Origin of the sequence: Promicromonospora sp. NPDC059942 (genome assembly GCF_042731755.1) — a bacterium.
In the GTDB taxonomy this organism is placed as follows: domain Bacteria; phylum Actinomycetota; class Actinomycetes; order Actinomycetales; family Cellulomonadaceae; genus Promicromonospora.
The window spans coordinates 269614-286256 of record NZ_JBHWLR010000005.1 but is presented as its reverse complement, the minus strand read 5'-3'; the positions used below and the strand labels follow the sequence as shown (position 1 = coordinate 286256).

The window sequence follows — 16643 nt, the reverse complement described above, 5'->3', positions numbered from 1 at the left end:
AGGCATCATGAGCTACACGTTCGACCCCCTGGTCCCGCGGCCGATCGACCGGCCCACGGAGGTCGCCGTCGGCCCCCTGACCCCGGACCTGAGCGAGGCGCTCGACCAGGCCAAGATCTTCTCGGGGCCCGCCGACCCGGCCGACCGCCCAGCCTGGCGCGAGACGCTGCGGGCCTGGCGGTCCGACGCCCGCGCCCGGCACGGCTACACCGGCGCCGCCTACGCGCGCCCGGAGGCCGCGTGGGCGGCCCGGTGCAGCACGGTGGCGCAGGTCTGGCTGTGGGACGAGCTGCTCTACTCGTTCGAGGAGGAGCGGTTCACGCCGGAGCGGTTCCTCGCCGACGCCCGGGAGCGGTTCGGCGGGCTGGACGCCGTCGTGCTGTGGCACGCCTACCCCGTGATCGGGCTGGACGACCGCAACCAGTGGGACTTCTACCGCGACGTGCCCGGGCTGGCCGCGCTCGTGGCGACGTTCCACGAGGCCGGGCTGCACGTCTTCGTCGACTACAACCCGTGGGACGTCGGCACGCGGCGCGGGGCGGACGACCTCACGGAGCTCGCCGCGGTCGTGCGCGAGCTCGGGGCGGACGGCGTCTTCCTGGATACCCTGAAGAAGGCCGAGCCCGAGCTGGTCGCGCGCCTGGAGGCGGCGCGGCCCGGGATCGTGCTGGAGGGCGAGTCCAAGCTGCCGGTCGAGCGCATCGAGGACCACTCCTCCTCGTGGGCGCAGTTCTTCGCCGACTCGCCGGTGCCCGGCGTGCTGCGGGCGCACTGGTACGAGCGCCGGCACATGCAGCACCACGTGCGGCGCTGGCACCGCGACCACTCCGAGGAGCTCCAGTCCGCGTGGCTGAACGGCGTGGGCGTGATGGTGTGGGAGGTCGTTTTCGGGGTGTGGGTCGGGTGGTCCCGGCGGGACGCCGCGACCGTGCGCCGCCTCGTCACGGTCCAGCGCGCCGCCGGCGACCTGCTCCTCGACGGCGGGTGGACGCCGCTGGCGCCGCTTTCTCCGGAGGCCGAGGCTGCGGGCGTGTACGCGTCGCGGTGGGAACTGGACGGCGTGACCCTGTGGACACTCGTCAACCGGGGCGACGCGGACTACGCGGGCCCGGTGCTGGCCGCGGACGCGCTGGAGCGGGCGGCCGGGCGGCTCGTTCCGCTCACCGAGCCGTCGGCCGCCGGGGACGTCGTCGTGCCCGGCCGCGGCATCGCGGCCCTGCTGCACGTCGCCGACGGCGTCGCGGATCCCGCCTGGCTGCCGGACCTGCTCGACGCCCTGCGCAGGATGCCGCACGACGCCGACGCCCGGTTCCCGCACCGGATCGCGCGTCGGGTCGGAGGGTCGGGCGCCCAGGTGGCTCCCTTGACCTACACGCCTGTCGGGTCGGCCCCGTCGTCGGCCACGCCCGAGCCGGACGCCGTCGTCGTCCCCGCGGGCGACTACGTGCTCACCGTGCGCTACCGCGCCCGGGAGACGGGGATGTACCAGGGCGCGCCGTACGTGGACGAGTGGAAGCCGCTGCCGCCGCGCCTGCACGACGCGCGGACGCTCCAGCGTGACGGCGTCCTCGCGACGCCGGTCGCGGTCGCGGAGACCGAGGTGACGAACGCGCAGTTCGCGGAGTTCCTGGAGGCGACGGGTTACGCGCCCGCCGAGCCGCACCGGTTCCTCGCGCACTGGGACGACGGGAGCCCGGCCGCAGGCACCGAGGGCGAGCCGGTCACCTACGTCGACCTCGACGACGCCCGCGCCTACTGCGCGTGGCGCGGCGGGCGGCTGCCCACCGAGGACGAGTGGCAGCTCGCGGGGGAGGCCGCGCCGTCGTCGTTCGGGGTGGAGCGGCGCGGGGTCGCCGTCTGGAGCTGGACCGAGAGCGAGCACAGCGACGGCCGCACCCGGTTCGTTTTGCTCAAGGGCGGCAGCGACTACCGCGCACCGGACTCCGACTGGTACGTCGAGGGCGGGCGGCACGCGCCGGACTACTCGGTGAAGCTGCTGCTCCCGGGGCTCGGGCTCGCCCGGAGCGCCACGGTGGGGTTCCGCTGCGCATGGGAGGTGTCGGCATGAGCGTGTCGCGCGATCCCGCAGTCGGCGCCCTGGCCGGCCTGCGCGTCGTGGACGCGTCCACGCTGTTCGCGGGGCCGATGGCGGCGATGCACCTGGGTGACCTGGGCGCCTCCGTCATCAAGGTGGAGCACCCGCTCAAGGCCGACCCGTCGCGCACGCACGGGGCCGCGAAGGACGGCGTCAACCTCTGGTGGAAGACGCTGGGCCGCAACAAGCGCACCGTCACCGCGAACCTCGGTTCGGCCGGCGGGCGCGAGGTGTTCCTCGCGCTGGCGGAGCGGGCCGACGTGGTGATCGAGAACTTCCGTCCGGGCACGCTCGAACGCTGGGGCCTGGGCTACGAGGAGCTGTCGGCGCGCAACCCGCGCCTGGTGCTCGCCCGGGTCTCGGGCTTCGGCCAGACCGGCCCGTACCGGACGCGCCCGGGGTTCGGCACGCTCGCGGAGGCGATGAGCGGGTTCGCGGCGATGACCGGCGAGGCCGACGGCCCGCCCACGCTGCCGCCCTTCGGCCTGGCCGACGGCGTCGCGTCGCTCGCCACCGCGTTCGCGATCATGACGGCGCTCTCGGCGCGCGACCGGACCGGGCGCGGGCAGGTCGTGGACACCGCGATCGTCGAGCCCATCCTCGCGATGCTCGGGCCGCAGATCACGCGCTGGGACCAGCTCGGGACGGTGCAGGCGCGCACGGGCAACCGGTCGAGCAACAACGCGCCGCGCAACACCTACCGCACGAGCGACGGGCACTGGGTGGCGGTCTCCACCTCGGCGCAGTCGATCGCGGAGCGGGTGGTGCGGCTGGTCGGGCGGCCCGAGCTGGTGGACGAGCCCTGGTTCGCGCGCGGCGTGGACCGGGCGCGGCACGCGGACGAGCTCGACGACGCCGTCGGCGGCTGGATCGCCGAGCGCACGCGGGACGAGGTGGTCAAGGCGTTCGAGGAGGCCCAGGCCGCCGTCGCCCCCGTGTACGACGCGCGGGACATCGTGGCCGACCCCCAGTTCCGGGCGCTCGGGACCATCCACGAGATCGAGGACCCCGAGCTGGGGCCGATGCTCATGCAGGGGCCGCTGTTCCGGCTCTCGGAGAACGACGGCGTCATCCAGTTCACCGGCCGGCCGCACGGCGCGGACACCGACGAGGTGCTGGGGGAGCTCGGCTTCTCCGCCGAGCGCGTGGCGGAGCTGCGGGAGCAGGGGGCGGTATGAGCGGGGATGCCGGGGCCGGGCCGCGCGGGGGCGCGTCGTTGACCCTGCTCTACGTGCCCGCCGACCGGCCCGACCGGGTGGCCAAGGCGCTCGCCTCGGACGCCGACGCGGTGCTCATCGACCTGGAGGACGCGGTCGCGCCGTCGCGCAAGGCGGAGGCGCGGGAGAACGCGGGGCGTCTCCTGGCCGTTGTCTCCGGGCGGCCGGTCCAGGTGCGGATCAACCACGGCAGCAGCCCGTGGCACACCGACGACGTCGCGATGCTCGCGGCCCTGCCGATCGCGGTCGGCGCCCGGGTGCCCAAGGTGGAGTCGGCCGCCGAGGTGCGGGACCTCGCGGCCGCGCTGCCCGGCCGGGCGCTGCACCTGCTGGTCGAGACGGCGCTCGGCGTCGAGCGGGCCTTCGAGCTGGCGACGGCGTCGCCGCAGGTGCGGTCGATCGGGCTGGGGGAGGCGGACCTGCGCTCCGACCTGCGGGTCTCCGACGACGCGGGCCTGACCTGGGCGCGCAGCCGTGTGGTGGTCGCGGCCCGGGCGGCGGGGCTGGTGCCGCCGGTGATGTCGGCGTACACGAACGTGCGGGACCTGGACGGGCTGGCGGCGTCGTGCCTGGTGGGGCGCGGGCTGGGTTTCTCGGGGCGGACGGCGATCCATCCGGGGCAGCTCGATACGATCCGGGCGGCGTTCCTGCCGTCGGCCTCGGAGGTGGCTGCCGCGCGGGAGGTGCTGGAGCGGGTGCGTGGTGCCGCTGCGGAGGGTGTGGGGGCCGTGGCCCTTGCGGACGGGACGTTCCTCGACGTGGCGATGGTGGAGCGGGCGCGGTGGGTGGTGGAGCTGGGTGGCTCTTGAGGTTCCTCTCGTGAAGCGATAGGTTTCTATCGTTTCACGATAGGAGGCGCTCATGAACCCGGTCACGACAGGCTTGCTCCGCGTAGTGATCGTGCTGCTCGTCCTCGGGGCGCTGCTGACGCAGCTGGTGGTCCTGCCGGACATGGCGTGGACGCTGCAGGCGAGCTACCCCGAGGCTGCCGCCCTGCGGGTGCCGACGCTCGTCGTGTCGGCGATCGGGCTGGTGCCCCTGCAGGCGGTGCTCGTCTGCGTCTGGCGGCTCGTGGGGATGGCCCGGCGGGATGCGGTCTTCTCGCCGAGCGCGTTCCGGTGGGTCGACTCGATGACCTGGTCGGCGGTCGTCGCGGCCGCCGTCGCGGTGGGCCTGCTGGTCTGGCTCCTGGTGCAGACCCGGGACACCGGTGTCCCGCCCGGGATCTTCCTGACGCTGGTCGGCTGCGCCGTGCTCGCCGTCGGCGTCGCGCTGCTGGTGGTCGTGCTGCGGGGCCTCCTGGTCAAGGCCGTCGCGTGGAAGGGCGAGGCCACGGCGCTGCGCGCCGAGCTGGCCGAGGTGATCTGATGCCGATCGTCGTCGACATCGACGTGATGCTCGCGCGCCGCAAGATGTCGGTGGGGGAGCTCGCCGAGCGGGTCGGGATCACGCCGGCGAACCTCGCGGTCCTGAAGAACGGCCGCGCGAAGGCGGTCCGGTTCACGACGCTCGACGCGCTCTGCGCGGTGCTCGAGTGCCAGCCGGGGGACCTGATCCGGTACGAGCCGGGAGATGGTGCGGGGGCTCCGGAGGGCTGACGCCGGCCTGGCGGAAGGCTTGACGGGAGGCTGGCGCACCGCCGACCTTTCCTGGGCGCACCGCCCCTGACCGAAAAAGCCCCGGCGGACGGAAGCCCCGTATGGCACGGTAGAAGACCATTCCCGCAAACCGCCGCCCCGCGGCAGCAGGGAGGCCCAGATGAGCACGCCGATCCGGCACCGCCGCCTCGACGTGAACGGGATCGACGTCTTCTACCGGGAGGCGGGGCCGGCCGACGCGCCGCTGCTCCTCCTGCCGCACGGTTACCCCGGGTCGTCCTTCGTCTACCGGAACCTGATGACCGCCCTGAGCGACCGCTGGCGCACGGTCGCGCCCGACCTTCCCGGCTTCGGCTACAGCGCGACCCCGCCGGCCGAGGACTTCGGGTACACCTTCGACGCCCACTCGGACTTCCTGGCCGACTTCGTCGACGCCCTGGGTCTGGACCGCTACGCGATCTGGCTGCACGACTACGGCTCCCAGCTCGGGTTCCGGCTCGCGATGTCGGCCCCCGACCGGGTGTCCGGCCTGGTGATCCAGAACGGGGACGTCTACGAGGACGAGTTCGGGCCCAAGTACGACGTCCTCCGCAAGCTCTGGGAGCACCCCGGCCCCGGTGCCCGCCGCGCCTACGCCGAGCACGTCAGCCTCGACGGGTTCCGCGACGAGTTCGCCGGGGAGCTGCCCGACGGCGTCGCCGACCGCATCCCGCCCGACCTGTGGACCCTGCACTGGGCGCTGCTGTCCACGCCGGAACGCCAGGCCAACCTGGTCCAGCTCCTGGAGGACCAGCCCTCAACCCTGGCGTGGTTCCCCCGCGAGCGCGCGTACCTCCGGGAACACCGGCCGCGCACCCTGATCGTGTGGGGCCCGCACGACGGCTACATGCCCGAGGGCGCGGCCACGGCCTACCGCCGCGACCTCCCGGACGCCGAGCTGCACCTCCTCGGGGGCGGCCACTGGCTGCTCGAGACCCACCTCGACGAGGTGGTCCCGCTGGTCCGCGACTTCCTCGGCAGGCTCGAACCGTGACCCGCTACGCCCGCAACGGCGACGTCGAGATCGCCTACGAGTCGTTCGGCGACCTCGCCACGGGCGAGCCCCTGCTGCTGATCATGGGCCTGGACTTCCAGATGGTCTGGTGGGCGGACGACCTCTGCCGGCAGTTCGTCGAGGCGGGCTTCGCCGTCGTGCGCTTCGACAACCGCGACACCGGGCTCTCCACCCACTTCGAGTCGCCCACGGACGACCACCCGTTCCGGGCGCTCCTCGGCGGCACCCGGCCCGTCTACACGGGCGCGGACATGCTCGACGACATCGAGGCGGTGCTCGACGCCGTCGGCTGGGACGCGGCGCACGTCATGGGCGCCTCGATGGGCGCCGGCCTGGCCCAGGCGCTGACCCTCGACCGCCCGGCGCGGGTGCGCTCCATGGTCAGCGTGACGGGGCCGCCCGTGACGGCCGGGTCGCTCCGCACGCTGTCCTACCTGCACCTGGGCACCTTCCCCCGGCTGGCCGGCCTGGGCCGGGCAGCCCAGGACGACCCTGCCGAGCTCCTGGTCGCGATCTATCGGGCGATGTACGCGCAGGGCTACCCGTTCCCGGAGCAGTGGGCCCGCGAGACCGCGGACCTCAGCCACCGGAGGAGCCCTCGCGACCCACGCTCCGCGCAGCGGCAGACCGCGACGGCCCGGACCTTCCGGCTGCCGTCCCTGTCGACGGTGCGAGTCCCGACCCTGGTGATCGCCGGCGGGGACGACCCGCTCGTCCGGGTCGCCGCCGGCCGGGACATCGCACGTCAGATCCCGGGAGCCGTCCTGCGCACCTATCCCGGGATGGGGCACGCGCTGCCGGAGGAGCTGTGGCCCGAGATCGTGGGGCACGTGCGCGACCTGGCGGCGCGCGCCTGAGTCACGGCACCAGCACGATCCGCCCGAACACGGTGCCCGCGTCCATCCGGCGGTGGGCCTCGGCCGCCTGGTCCAGGGGCAGCACCTCGTGGACGACGGCGTGCAGCTCGCCGCGCGCCGCGGCGGCGAACTGCTTCGCGCGGACGACCTCCAGGGCCGCCGCGGGCGCGGTATCGAGGCTGAACGTCGAGAACGTGCGCGACTGCTGGAACGCACCCAGGAGGCGCGTGCCGAAGTCCGCGGGTGGCATCCCCGCGATCGCGCCGACCACGACCAGACGCCCGTTCGGCGCGAGCCGGTCGATGAAGTCGGGGGTACCGGGCCCGCCCACGATGTCGATGATCACGTCGTAGCCCGCGGGGGCGTCCGGGTCGCCCTCGCCTGCGCGGTCGAGCACGTGCGTGGCCCCGAGCGCCCGCAGGCGCTCGCCCCGTTCGGCCGACGACGTCGTCACCGCGACGGCGCTCGCGCCGCCGTGGGCCGCGAGCTCGACGGCCGCGATGCCGATGCTCCCGGCCGCACCGCGCACCAGCACGGACTCCCCGGGCGTGAGGTGCGCGTGCGTCAGCGCGAAGTGCGCCACGGGCGCCGAGCTCCCGAGGGTGACCGCGTCGACCGGCGAGAGCCCCTCGGGCAGCTCGGCGACGTCCTCCACCCGGGCGACCGCCTGCTCGACGTAACCCCCGCTCGTGCCGGTGAACGCCCAGACCCGGCGTCCCACCCACGCCGGGTCGACGTCGGCGCCGGCCGCCGTCACCCGGCCGGCGACCTCGCTGCCGGGGACCAGCCCGGGGCTGAAGCCCCACCCGCTGAGCGTCCCGCGCCGGATGACGGCGTCGACGCCGCCCACACCGATCGCCTCGGTCTCGATCACCACCTGCCCCGGCCCGGGAGCCGGCGCGGGGGCCTCGCCCACGACCATCCCGCTCGGGTCGCCGAACTGCTCGATCGTCACTGCTCGCATCATTCTGGTCACGCCGGCGACGCTAACGGACGCCTGCGTCCACTTCGGGAAAGTGAGAGCGGCCGCCCGACGTTTGCCTCACATGACGGACGGCGTGCGAGTGGGCGCGCCCCACCGCACGGTGGACACAGGCCGGTCACCCCCCACCGGCCGCACCCAGGAAGGAGCGCGCCATGGCCCAGCAGACCGTCGCCGATGTCATGACACCGGCGCCGACCACCATCGGCATGTCCGAGACGTTCCAGTCCGCCGCGCGGGCGATGGCCGACCACGACGTCGGCGCCCTGGTGGTCCGGGCCGGGCCCACCGTCATCGGGATCGTCACCGACCGCGACCTGGTGGTCCGCGGCCTCGCCGAAGGGCTCGGCCTCGAGGCGATGGTCGGCGAGGTGGCCAGCGAGGAGCTCGTCACCGTCGGCCCCGACGTCCCCGTGGAGGCGGCCGCCGAGATGATGCGCAGCGCCGCCGTCCGGCGCATCCCCGTGGTCGACGGCGACGTCGCCGTCGGGATCCTCTCGATCGGGGACCTCGCCGTCGAACGGGACCCGACGTCGGCCCTGGCCGACATCTCCCGCGCCGAGCCGAACGACTGACGAGCCGAACGACTGACGAGCCGAACGACTGACGAGCGAACGACCGAGGAGACCCATGAAGGCCCTGTTCATCAGCTGCACCCTCAAGCCGTCCCCCGAACCGTCCAACACCGAGGCGCTCGCCGGGGTGGTCGCAGGCGCGCTCCAGGAGCGGGGCGTGGCCGTCGACCACATCCGCCTCGCCGACCTCGACGTGCCCCCCGGGGTGGTCACCGACCTGGGCGACGGCGACGCGTGGCCCGGCGTGCACGAGCGGCTGCTCGACGCCGAGATCCTCGTGGTCGTCACCCCGACGTGGGTCGGCCGGCCTTCCTCGATCGCGCAGCGCATGCTCGAACGGATGGACGCGATGCTGTCGGAGACGTCGTCCGACGGCACACCCGTCGCCTACAACAGGGTCGCGGGCGTGGTCGTCACCGGCAACGAGGACGGCGCGCACCACGTGATCTCCGAGATCAGCGGCGCGCTCGGCGACATCGGGTACACCGTCCCCGGCCAGGCCTGGACCTACTGGAACCAGGGCCCCGGCCCTGGCGACGAGTACCCCGACACCGAGCACGGGCACGAGTGGTCGCACAGCACCGGCCGCCTCATGGCCCACAACCTGCACGCCGTCGCGTCGGCGCTCGCGGCCTACCCCGTGCCGCCGCAGGAAGACTGACTCACGACCGCCCGTAGCTCGTCACGAAGTGCTCGACGGCGCACGCCGCCGCGCCCCGGGCCCAGTCCACGAACCGCAGCGGCCGCAGCTCGATCGCCGAGCGCGCGGCGGAGCCGAAGGCCCGCTCCTCGAACGCGCTGCGCACGTGCGGGTCCATGACGTCGTAGTCCTGCTCGTCGACCGGCGCGTCACCGGCGGCCGGCCCGGACCGGCTGCCGATCGCCTCGCCCGTGATCACGATGTGCTGGGCGCCCAGCAGGTTGGCGATCGTGGCGATGCCGATGCCGACGGCGCGGCCTGCGTCGGCGAGCACCCGCACTGCGTCGGGCTGGCCCGAGCGGGCGAGGTCCGCGACGTCGCCGATGCCGAGCCCGTCGAACCCGGCCTCCGCCATGCGCCCCAGGATCCCGGCCGACCCCGCGATGGCCTCGACGCACCCCCGGTTGCCGCAGTGGCACAGGGGCCCCTCGGGGTCGACGAGCACGTGGCCCACCTCGCCCGCCACGCCGAACCCGCCGTGCACCACCTGCCCGTTGACCAGCAGCGCGCACCCGATGCCGGTGCCGACCGTGACGAGCGCCAGCGACGAGATCCCGCGGCCCACCCCGTACCAGCGCTCGCCGGTCAGGAGCGCGCGCACGTCGTTCTCGACCGTCGTCGTGAGCCCGGTGCGCCGGGCGACCTCCGTGCCGAGCGGCACGTCGCGCCAGGCCAGGAACGGCGAGTAGGCCACGTGCCCGGAGACGGCGTCGACGTCGCCCGAGACGGCCAGGCCGACGCTGCCGACCGCGGGCCGGCCGGCCCGCAGGCCGTCCACGAGCTCCACGATCTGCTCGACGATCGCGTCGGCGCCGTGGTCGCGCACCGGCACCGTGACCTCGTCCAGCACCTGGCAGCGCAGGTCGCAGACCACGCCGAAGAGCTGGTCGGCGGTGACCTTCACACCGATCGACTGGTACGCCTCCGCCTGGAGCGTCACCATCGTGGCGGGCCGCCCCAGGGCGCCGTCGGACGACGCGCGGTCGCCGGTCTCCAGCAGGAGCCCCGCCTCCAGGAGCGGGCGCACCGCGCGCGTGATGGCGCCCGGCGTCAGGCCGGTGTCGCGCGCCAGGGCGGTCCGTGAGGCGTCACCGTTCCGGACCAGCTCCTGGAAGACGCGCGTCCCCGCCGGGCTGAGGGCAGGTGCGGCTGATCTCGCGGACATGTCACGACCCTATCCATGTGGCACGGCGTCCATGTGGCACGGCGTCTAGGTGGCACGCCGCCGCAGCACCCCGGACAGGGCCACGACCAGGACGCCCGCGATCGGCACCACCAGCAGACCCGTGCGCAGGCCCACGTCGTCGGCGACCAGGCCGACCAGGGGCGGGGAGAGCAGGAACCCGAGCCGCAGCAGCCAGGACACGATGGTCAGGCCGGTGCCGGGGCGCAGCCCGGGCAGCTCGTCGGCCTCGTGCATGGCGGCCGGGATGAGCGTCGCGCTGCCGAAGCCCGCGGCGGCGAACCCGCCGATCGTGCCGGGCACCGTGGGCCAGGCGAGGGCCAGCCCCATGCCGAGCGCGATGATCACGCCACCCGCGCAGGCGACCGTGCGCTGGCCGAACCGGTCCACCAGGCGGTCGCCCAGCAGGCGGCCCACGGTCTGGGCGCCGACGAGCGACACGTAGGCCGTCGCGGCGAGCGCGGCCGGGGCGCCGAGGTCGGTCGAGAGGTAGAGGGTGGCCCACGAGCTGCCGGCGTCCTCCACGAGGGCGCCACCGATGCCGATGAGCACGAGCGCGGCGACGATCGCCAGGGTGCGCACGCTCAGGCGCGGCCCGCGGAGACGGGCGGCCGCGGGAGAACCCGCCTCGTCGGCGGCCTCGTCGTCCCGGCCTGGCAGGAGGAACCGCAGGGCGACGACCGCCACGACCGCGAAGATCCCCAGCGAGATGCCCAGGTGCACGTCCAGCGGCAGGCCGAGCGCGATGGCGCCCGCGGCCATGGACCCGCCCAGCACGGCGCCGATGGACCACACGGCGTGGAAGCCGTTGATGATGGACCGCCCGTACCGGCGCTGCACGCGCAGGCCGTGGGTGTTCTGGCCCACGTCGGTGATCGAGTCGGACGCGCCGCCGAGGAACAGGGCGGCCACGAGCAGGGCGAACGACGGCGCGAGGCCGGCCGCCAGCGTGCCCAGGCCCGTCAGGACGGTGCCGACGACGGCGACGCGCGCCGACCCGAAGCGCCGCACCATGTACCCGGCGCCGAGGCCCGAGACGATCGCGCCGGTCGGGAACGCGGCGATGGCCAGGCCGTAGGCCGCGTTGTCGAGGTCGAGCGCGGTCTTGATCTCCGGCAGGCGGGGCACCAGGTTGGCGTACAGGGCGCCGTTGGTCAGGAACAGCGCGCCGACGGCGGCGCGGGCGCGCCGGACGGCGAGCGGCGGACGGGTGTCCTGGGGGAGCGACATGCGCACGAGCGTACCCGCGTTACGTACGGTCGTACACATCGCCCGCTACGCTGTCCCCATGGCTCACGACTACTTCGCCGGCGACCCCCGCACCCACCACGAGCGCATGCTCGCCGGCGACCTCTACATCGGCGGTCAGGACCCGGAGAGCGTCCGCCTCGCCCAGCGCGGCCTCGCCCTCGCCGACGCCTACCACCGCGCGGTGGTGGCCGACGACGACGGCGCCCGCGCGATCCTGGACGACCTGCTCGGCACCCTGGGCGAGGACGCGTTCATCAAGCCGCCGCTGTTCGTCGACTACGGCGGGAACATCCACGTCGGCCCGCGCACCTTCGCCAACTACAACCTCATGGCGCTGGACGTCGCGACGATCACGATCGGCGCCGACTGCCAGATCGGGCCGAACGTGCAGCTCCTCACGCCGACCCACCCCGTGGAGCCCACCCCGCGCCGGGACAAGCTGGAGGCCGCGCTGCCCATCACGATCGGCGACAACGTCTGGCTCGGCGGCGGCGTGATCGTCTGCCCCGGGGTGACCATCGGGGACAACACGGTGGTCGGCGCAGGCGCCGTCGTCACGCGCGACCTGCCGGCGAACGTCGTCGCCGTGGGCAACCCCGCCCGCGTGGTCCGTGACATCACCGAGGGCTGACCGTGACCGGGCGCCGGCACGACCCCGACCGCAGGAGCCGGATCATCGACGTCTGCCTCGACCTGATCGCCGAGGTGGGGGTCGCCGGCGTCTCGCACCGCAAGGTCGCGGCGGCCGCCGACGTGCCGCTCGGCTCGATGACCTACCACTTCGCGGGGATGGACGAGCTGCTGCGCGAGGCGTTCGGCCGGTTCGCGCGGGCCGGCAGCGACGGGTTCGAGCGGCGGATGAGCGCCGCGACCGACCTGGAGAGCGCCCGGGCGGCCGTCGTCGCGATCATCACGGAGGACGTGTTCGACACCCAGCGTGACCTGGTGCTGACCCACGAGCTGTACACGCTCGCGTCCCGGGAGCCCGCCTACCGCGAGCTGACCAACGCGTGGATGGCGCGCTCCCGGGCGGCGCTGGAGCGGCACTTCGACCCGGTCACGGCGCGGATGCTGGACGCCCTCATCGAGGGGCTGACCATCCATCGCGCCCTGGACACCGAGGCGCCGCCGCCCGAGACGGTCACCGAGGCCGTGCGACGCATCACGTCCGGCTGACGGCCGGAACATCCGGGGCCCGGGGCTGTTGTCCCTGGTGTGAGTAAGCCTGGTGTGAGTGAGGCCGGTGTGAGCGACATGAGGCGGGCGACCGTCGTGGTGATCGGGGCCGGGCAGGCCGGGCTCTCCGCGGCGTACCACCTGCAGCGCCGCGGCTTCGTGAGCGCCGTGGACCAGCCGGAGGCGGAGCGCACCTTCGTGGTGCTGGACGCCAACCCGGCGCCCGGGGGCGCCTGGCAGCACCGCTGGGCGTCGCTCCGGATGGCCACGGTCAACGGGATCTTCGACCTGCCGGGGCTCGCCCAGCCCGCCGTCGACGCCACCGAACCCAGCAGGCTGGCCGTCCCGCGCTACTTCGCGGGCTTCGAGCAGGCCTTCGGCTTCCCGATCCTGCGCCCGGTCCGGGTGGTCGCCGTGCGCCGCGCCGACGACGACCCGGCCGGCGACCTCGTGGTGACCAGCGACCACGGCTCGTGGACCACCGGCGCCGTCATCAACGCCACCGGCACCTGGACCAACCCGGTGCTGCCGCGCTACCCGGGCCAGGACACGTTCCGCGGTCGGCAGCTCCACACCCGCGACTACGTGCGGGCGGAGGACTTCGCCGGCCAGCGGGTCGCCGTCGTCGGCGGCGGCATCTCGGCGCTCCAGCTCCTGGAGGAGATCTCGCGCGTCGCGACCACCCGCTGGTACACGCGGCGCGAGCCGGTCTTCCACGACGAGTTCCGCAGCGAGACCCTGGGGCGCGAGACCATCGTCAAGGTCATGGCCGACGTCGCGGCGGGGCGGCCGACCGGCAGCGTCGTCTCCTACACGGGGCTGATCTGGACGCCGTACGCCCTGGCCGCCAAGGAGCGCGGCGCCCTGGAGCGGCGGCCCATGTTCACCGCGATCGAGCCGGACGGCGTCCGCGAGGCCGACGGGAGCCTGACGCCGCTCGACGCGATCCTCTGGGCCACCGGCTTCAAGGCCGACCTCGCCCACCTCGGCCCGCTGGGGCTGCGCAACGAGCTGGGCGGTATCACCATGGCCGGCACGCAGGTCGCGGACGAGCCGCGGGTGCACCTCATCGGGTTCGGGCCGTCGCAGTCGACGGTCGGCGCCAACCGGGCCGGCCGCGAGGCGGTCACGGCGGTGGTTCGGCGGCTCCCGGCCGCGCAACCAGCTCGATCAGCAGGATGAGCACCACGGCCCCGGCCGCGACGCCGACGATCAGCGCCGGCGTCGGGCTGGACGCGAGCAGGAGCACGAGCGCGCCGAGCGCGATGACGGCGGCGCGGGCGACGCCGCGGTAGCGGGCGAGCCAGACGCCCGTGGCGCCGGTGGACACGCCCCGGCCCTCGGCCCACCGGCGGGTACGGCTCATCCCCTTGCTGATCCCGGACCGCAGGCCGCGCGCCGACGCGCTCGACCCGCCCAGGTAGGCGGCGACGGCGACGACCAGGCCGAGCACGCCCACGGTGCGCAGCGTGACGCGCAGGAACGAGACGAGCTGGTCGAACACGACCTGCGCGGCGTCGAGCCGCATCACTTTCCCGCTGAGCGCGTCGAGATACAGCCCGCGCCCGACCGCGAGGCCGATCCCCAGGACGACCATCGCGGCGGCCAGTGCGAGGCCCGCGACGACCAGGGCGCGCAGGTGGTGCGTCGCGGCGGCGACGCCGGCGCCCAGCAGGACCAGGACGATCCACGGGAGCCACGTGCCGAGGGCGACGACCTGGGCGTACCGGTTCCGGATCTCGGTGAGCTGGCTGGACTCCATGATGGTGAACGAGGCGTTGATGGTGGGCAGGTTGCCCGCCAGGGTGAGGCCGCGGTCGACGAGCCGCTGCTTGAGCACGTCGATCAGCCCGCTGAGCTGGATGGTCAGCTGCCCGTTCTGGCCCACCTGGACGACGTCGCCCCCGTTGCCCTGCATGACCTGCACGAGCTGCTCGTGCGCCACCCGGTTGGCCTGGCCCCAGGCGTTCTCGAACTGGTCGCTCTCGACCACCCGGTCCGCGGCGTTGCGGACGAACGACTCCACGCCGCTGGTCAGCGGGCCCTCCAGCGCGGTGATCGCCCGCGAGGCCCGCGGGGCGACGTCGCGTTCGTTCAGGCCGTCCTGCACGTCCTTGAGCAGCGCCCCGACGTCGATCTGCTCCATGACGGCGGTGGTCATCCGCCCCGCCACCGCCTGCTGCACCACCGGGTCCTGGGCCAGGGGTGCGACCGTCGCGACGTAGCGGTCCGTGTCGGTGAGGGTGCGCTCCGCCCAGGCGGCGACCACCCCCACCGGGGCCAGCAGGGCACCCAGGAGGATCAGGACGACGGCGGTCGCGCTCCGCGCCCGGTTCCTGGGTGGACCCGCCGGTACAGCCGGACCCGCCCCGGCGTGCGGCGCCGCGTCCAGCTGCCGCCGGAGCTCGGCGTTCTCGCGCTCCAGGGCAGCCAGACGGGCGGTCACGTCGGGCGGGTTCTCCGCCGCGGGCTCGGTCACGGTCAGACCAACGCCTTGGCCTTCAGCCGCTCGAACTCCGCCGGCGTGATGGTGCCGGCGTCGAGGAGCGCCTTGGCGCTCGTGATCTGTTCGGACGGCGACGGGCCGGACGCGACCTCGCGGATGTAGCTCTCGGTGTCGCGCTGTGCCTGCGCGATCCCCGCTGCGCTCCGCTCGGCCATGCCGCGGCCGCGGGCGATGAGGTACACGAGCGCCGTGAGGACCGGGAGGAAGATCAGGAAGATGATCCACAGGGCCTTCCACCAGCCGGACAGCTCGTGGTCACGGAAGAGGTCCGCGACGATCTGGAACAACACCATGAGGTACGCCACGAAGAAGAAGCTGTACACAATCAGCCAGAAGAAATCCCAGAAATCCATGACTCGCCCCGTTCTCGACGGCCTTCCGATGTTTCGGAACGCACCGGTGGTATGCCCGATCCGCATTTTCAAAGTAACTGCGGGGACCGCATCGCGCCCGCGCTGAGCGGGAGGTTTTGGCCGCGAGGGCACGAAAGCCGGGGCTGGCGCGATAAATCACCTGATTCGGGTGAACTTTTCGCCCGCCGATCCCGTCGTACTGGTGACCGCGCCAGTGCGGTCATGACTCCGACCTTCTCGAAGGAGAACACCATGATCCGAGCCTCGAAGCGCCTCGCCGCCGCCGCCCTCGCAGTGGGTGGCCTGCTGGCCGTCGCCGTCCCGACGTCGGCCGCCGCCGCCGACGGTGACCTCACGTTCTGGTCCGGTGCCTTCACCGGCCAGACCGTGTCCTACCCGGACGCCGGCACCGGCTGCACCACCCTGCCGTTCGTCGTCCACGCCGAGCTCAACGAGACCGCCACGGGCATCCGGGTATACGAGAGCACCGACTGCACCGGCCGGGCGCTCACCTTCCCGGCCACCGACGTGCACAGCTTCCTCGGGTTCGACGGGCGCAGCTTCGAGCCGGCCGGCTGAGGCGTGCGAGACTAGGGGCAGAACCCGCAGGGGTTCCCGGACGAGGGTTGCCGTACCCGGTGTGCGACAAGACGGCATCTGAGGAGCACACCATGTCCTGGATCGTCCTTGTCGTCTCCGGCCTTCTCGAGGCCGTCTGGGCCACCACGCTGAGCCGTTCCGAGGGTTTCAGCAACGTCGTCCCGAGCATCGTCTTCGGCGTCGCCCTCGTCGCCAGCATGGGCGGGCTCGCGTTCGCCCTGCGGGAGCTGCCCGTGGGCACCGCCTACGCCGTCTGGGTGGGGATCGGCGCCGCGACCACCGTCGTCTGGGCCATGGTCACCGGCGCCGAGCCCGTTTCTGTGGTTCGCGTGCTGCTGATCGCGGGCCTGATCGGGTGCGTGATCGGCCTCAAGCTGACGCACTGACCCACTGAGCACAGGAGCGGGGGGGGGGTCCTGGATGGTTGCCTTCTGTCTTTCTTTTTTTTGTCTTTCTGGGTATTGTGTCGTTGGCACAGTAGGGTTTGGGTGTGTCG

Annotated in this window: 19 protein-coding genes and 1 riboswitch; of the genes, 14 read left to right on the top strand and 5 right to left on the bottom strand. The window is 73.7% G+C overall.

What is annotated here, in order from left to right; translation table 11 throughout:
• Positions 1 to 7 precede the first annotated feature (7 nt).
• The 7 genes from ACFV9Q_RS10670 to ACFV9Q_RS10640 all read left to right on the top strand — a co-directional run bounded on the left by ACFV9Q_RS10670 (position 8) and on the right by ACFV9Q_RS10640 (position 6821).
• Positions 8 to 2068: an SUMF1/EgtB/PvdO family nonheme iron enzyme gene (locus ACFV9Q_RS10670; RefSeq protein ID WP_377234392.1), complete on the top strand. Its 2061-nt coding sequence runs from the start codon at positions 8 to 10 to the stop codon at positions 2066 to 2068.
• The gene (locus ACFV9Q_RS10665; RefSeq protein ID WP_377234391.1) at positions 2065 to 3273 is read left to right on the top strand and encodes a CaiB/BaiF CoA transferase family protein; all 1209 of its coding nucleotides are present in this window, start codon (positions 2065 to 2067) and stop codon (positions 3271 to 3273) included. Before ACFV9Q_RS10670 ends, ACFV9Q_RS10665 begins: the two co-directional genes overlap by 4 nt.
• Positions 3270 to 4121 carry an HpcH/HpaI aldolase/citrate lyase family protein gene (locus ACFV9Q_RS10660; protein ID WP_377234390.1) on the top strand — a complete coding sequence of 284 codons (852 nt, stop codon included), beginning with the start codon at positions 3270 to 3272 and terminating at the stop codon, positions 4119 to 4121. The genes ACFV9Q_RS10665 and ACFV9Q_RS10660 overlap by 4 nt, the downstream gene beginning before the upstream one ends.
• Before the next feature lie 52 nt (positions 4122 to 4173).
• Positions 4174 to 4680, top strand: a complete 507-nt coding sequence (locus ACFV9Q_RS10655; protein ID WP_377234389.1) for a DUF2975 domain-containing protein — start codon at positions 4174 to 4176, stop codon at positions 4678 to 4680.
• The gene (locus ACFV9Q_RS10650) at positions 4680 to 4910 is read left to right on the top strand and encodes a helix-turn-helix domain-containing protein (protein ID WP_377234388.1); all 231 of its coding nucleotides are present in this window, start codon (positions 4680 to 4682) and stop codon (positions 4908 to 4910) included. Before ACFV9Q_RS10655 ends, ACFV9Q_RS10650 begins: the two co-directional genes overlap by 1 nt.
• Positions 4911 to 5070: 160 nt before the next feature.
• Complete coding sequence (locus tag ACFV9Q_RS10645) at positions 5071 to 5943, top strand: alpha/beta fold hydrolase (RefSeq protein ID WP_377234387.1); 873 nt, start codon at positions 5071 to 5073, stop codon at positions 5941 to 5943.
• Positions 5940 to 6821 (top strand): alpha/beta fold hydrolase, encoded by an 882-nt coding sequence (locus tag ACFV9Q_RS10640; RefSeq protein WP_377234386.1) that lies wholly within the window; start codon positions 5940 to 5942, stop codon positions 6819 to 6821. The genes ACFV9Q_RS10645 and ACFV9Q_RS10640 overlap by 4 nt, the downstream gene beginning before the upstream one ends.
• A gap of 1 nt (position 6822) precedes the next feature.
• On the opposite strand, the gene ACFV9Q_RS10635 is transcribed toward ACFV9Q_RS10640, so the two are convergent.
• Entirely contained in the window at positions 6823 to 7788 is a 966-nt protein-coding gene (locus ACFV9Q_RS10635) for a zinc-dependent alcohol dehydrogenase family protein (RefSeq protein WP_377234520.1), read from the bottom strand.
• Between the two features lie 170 nt (positions 7789 to 7958).
• On the opposite strand from ACFV9Q_RS10635, the gene ACFV9Q_RS10630 reads away from it, so the two are divergent.
• Positions 7959 to 8378, top strand: coding sequence for a CBS domain-containing protein (locus ACFV9Q_RS10630; protein ID WP_377234385.1), 420 nt, complete (start codon positions 7959 to 7961; stop codon positions 8376 to 8378).
• 55 nt (positions 8379 to 8433) lie between these two features.
• On the top strand, positions 8434 to 9039 hold the full coding sequence (locus ACFV9Q_RS10625; protein ID WP_377234384.1) for a flavodoxin family protein: 606 nt from the start codon (positions 8434 to 8436) through the stop codon (positions 9037 to 9039).
• 1 nt (position 9040) lies between these two features.
• Here the strand turns inward: ACFV9Q_RS10625 and ACFV9Q_RS10620 are convergent, their stop codons facing one another.
• Together ACFV9Q_RS10620 and ACFV9Q_RS10615 are read right to left on the bottom strand one after the other, a co-directional pair.
• The gene (locus ACFV9Q_RS10620; protein ID WP_377234383.1) at positions 9041 to 10243 is read right to left on the bottom strand and encodes an ROK family protein; all 1203 of its coding nucleotides are present in this window, start codon (positions 10241 to 10243) and stop codon (positions 9041 to 9043) included.
• 45 nt (positions 10244 to 10288) lie between these two features.
• Positions 10289 to 11491, bottom strand: a complete 1203-nt coding sequence (locus ACFV9Q_RS10615) for an MFS transporter (protein WP_377234382.1) — start codon at positions 11489 to 11491, stop codon at positions 10289 to 10291.
• Between the two features lie 58 nt (positions 11492 to 11549).
• Here ACFV9Q_RS10615 and ACFV9Q_RS10610 point away from each other — a divergent pair, with 58 nt between their 5' ends.
• The 3 genes from ACFV9Q_RS10610 (at position 11550) to ACFV9Q_RS10600 (ending at position 13870) form a co-directional block, all read left to right on the top strand.
• Entirely contained in the window at positions 11550 to 12143 is a 594-nt protein-coding gene (locus tag ACFV9Q_RS10610; protein ID WP_377229212.1) for a sugar O-acetyltransferase, read from the top strand.
• Between the two features lie 2 nt (positions 12144 to 12145).
• On the top strand, positions 12146 to 12688 hold the full coding sequence (locus ACFV9Q_RS10605; RefSeq protein WP_377234381.1) for a TetR/AcrR family transcriptional regulator: 543 nt from the start codon (positions 12146 to 12148) through the stop codon (positions 12686 to 12688).
• Between the two features lie 78 nt (positions 12689 to 12766).
• Positions 12767 to 13870 carry an NAD(P)-binding domain-containing protein gene (locus ACFV9Q_RS10600; protein ID WP_377234519.1) on the top strand — a complete coding sequence of 368 codons (1104 nt, stop codon included), beginning with the start codon at positions 12767 to 12769 and terminating at the stop codon, positions 13868 to 13870.
• Here the strand turns inward: ACFV9Q_RS10600 and ACFV9Q_RS10595 are convergent.
• Both ACFV9Q_RS10595 and ACFV9Q_RS10590 read right to left on the bottom strand, forming a co-directional pair.
• Positions 13815 to 15167, bottom strand: a complete 1353-nt coding sequence (locus ACFV9Q_RS10595; protein ID WP_377234380.1) for a hypothetical protein — start codon at positions 15165 to 15167, stop codon at positions 13815 to 13817. The genes ACFV9Q_RS10600 and ACFV9Q_RS10595 overlap by 56 nt on opposite strands.
• 2 nt (positions 15168 to 15169) lie before the next feature.
• Positions 15170 to 15547, bottom strand: coding sequence for an SHOCT domain-containing protein (locus ACFV9Q_RS10590; RefSeq protein WP_377229216.1), 378 nt, complete (start codon positions 15545 to 15547; stop codon positions 15170 to 15172).
• Positions 15548 to 15799: 252 nt separating this feature from the next.
• On the opposite strand from ACFV9Q_RS10590, the gene ACFV9Q_RS10585 reads away from it, so the two are divergent.
• Entirely contained in the window at positions 15800 to 16126 is a 327-nt protein-coding gene (locus tag ACFV9Q_RS10585) for a hypothetical protein (protein WP_377234379.1), read from the top strand.
• A 17-nt stretch (positions 16127 to 16143) separates the two neighbouring features.
• A riboswitch (guanidine-III (ykkC-III) riboswitch) is annotated at positions 16144 to 16206 on the top strand.
• 12 nt (positions 16207 to 16218) lie between these two features.
• Positions 16219 to 16533 carry a DMT family transporter gene (locus tag ACFV9Q_RS10580; protein ID WP_377234378.1) on the top strand — a complete coding sequence of 105 codons (315 nt, stop codon included), beginning with the start codon at positions 16219 to 16221 and terminating at the stop codon, positions 16531 to 16533.
• The last annotated feature ends 110 nt before the right edge of the window (positions 16534 to 16643 follow it).

What these genes read in the sequence shown, in the direction of transcription:
- ACFV9Q_RS10585 (WP_377234379.1), top strand. Translation starts at nt 15,800, where the DNA reads ATGATCCGAGCCTCGAAGCGCCTCGCCGCCGCCGCCCTCGCAGTGGGT.
- ACFV9Q_RS10670 (WP_377234392.1), top strand. Translation starts at nt 8, where the DNA reads ATGAGCTACACGTTCGACCCCCTGGTCCCGCGGCCGATCGACCGGCCC.
- ACFV9Q_RS10630 (WP_377234385.1), top strand. Translation starts at nt 7,959, where the DNA reads ATGGCCCAGCAGACCGTCGCCGATGTCATGACACCGGCGCCGACCACC.
- ACFV9Q_RS10655 (WP_377234389.1), top strand. Translation starts at nt 4,174, where the DNA reads ATGAACCCGGTCACGACAGGCTTGCTCCGCGTAGTGATCGTGCTGCTC.
- ACFV9Q_RS10650 (WP_377234388.1), top strand. Translation starts at nt 4,680, where the DNA reads ATGCCGATCGTCGTCGACATCGACGTGATGCTCGCGCGCCGCAAGATG.
- ACFV9Q_RS10590 (WP_377229216.1), bottom strand. Translation starts at nt 15,547, where the DNA reads ATGGATTTCTGGGATTTCTTCTGGCTGATTGTGTACAGCTTCTTCTTC.
- ACFV9Q_RS10620 (WP_377234383.1), bottom strand. Translation starts at nt 10,243, where the DNA reads ATGTCCGCGAGATCAGCCGCACCTGCCCTCAGCCCGGCGGGGACGCGC.
- ACFV9Q_RS10635 (WP_377234520.1), bottom strand. Translation starts at nt 7,788, where the DNA reads ATGATGCGAGCAGTGACGATCGAGCAGTTCGGCGACCCGAGCGGGATG.
- ACFV9Q_RS10665 (WP_377234391.1), top strand. Translation starts at nt 2,065, where the DNA reads ATGAGCGTGTCGCGCGATCCCGCAGTCGGCGCCCTGGCCGGCCTGCGC.
- ACFV9Q_RS10615 (WP_377234382.1), bottom strand. Translation starts at nt 11,491, where the DNA reads ATGTCGCTCCCCCAGGACACCCGTCCGCCGCTCGCCGTCCGGCGCGCC.
- ACFV9Q_RS10580 (WP_377234378.1), top strand. Translation starts at nt 16,219, where the DNA reads ATGTCCTGGATCGTCCTTGTCGTCTCCGGCCTTCTCGAGGCCGTCTGG.
- ACFV9Q_RS10645 (WP_377234387.1), top strand. Translation starts at nt 5,071, where the DNA reads ATGAGCACGCCGATCCGGCACCGCCGCCTCGACGTGAACGGGATCGAC.
- ACFV9Q_RS10625 (WP_377234384.1), top strand. Translation starts at nt 8,434, where the DNA reads ATGAAGGCCCTGTTCATCAGCTGCACCCTCAAGCCGTCCCCCGAACCG.
- ACFV9Q_RS10600 (WP_377234519.1), top strand. Translation starts at nt 12,767, where the DNA reads ATGAGGCGGGCGACCGTCGTGGTGATCGGGGCCGGGCAGGCCGGGCTC.
- ACFV9Q_RS10610 (WP_377229212.1), top strand. Translation starts at nt 11,550, where the DNA reads ATGGCTCACGACTACTTCGCCGGCGACCCCCGCACCCACCACGAGCGC.
- ACFV9Q_RS10660 (WP_377234390.1), top strand. Translation starts at nt 3,270, where the DNA reads ATGAGCGGGGATGCCGGGGCCGGGCCGCGCGGGGGCGCGTCGTTGACC.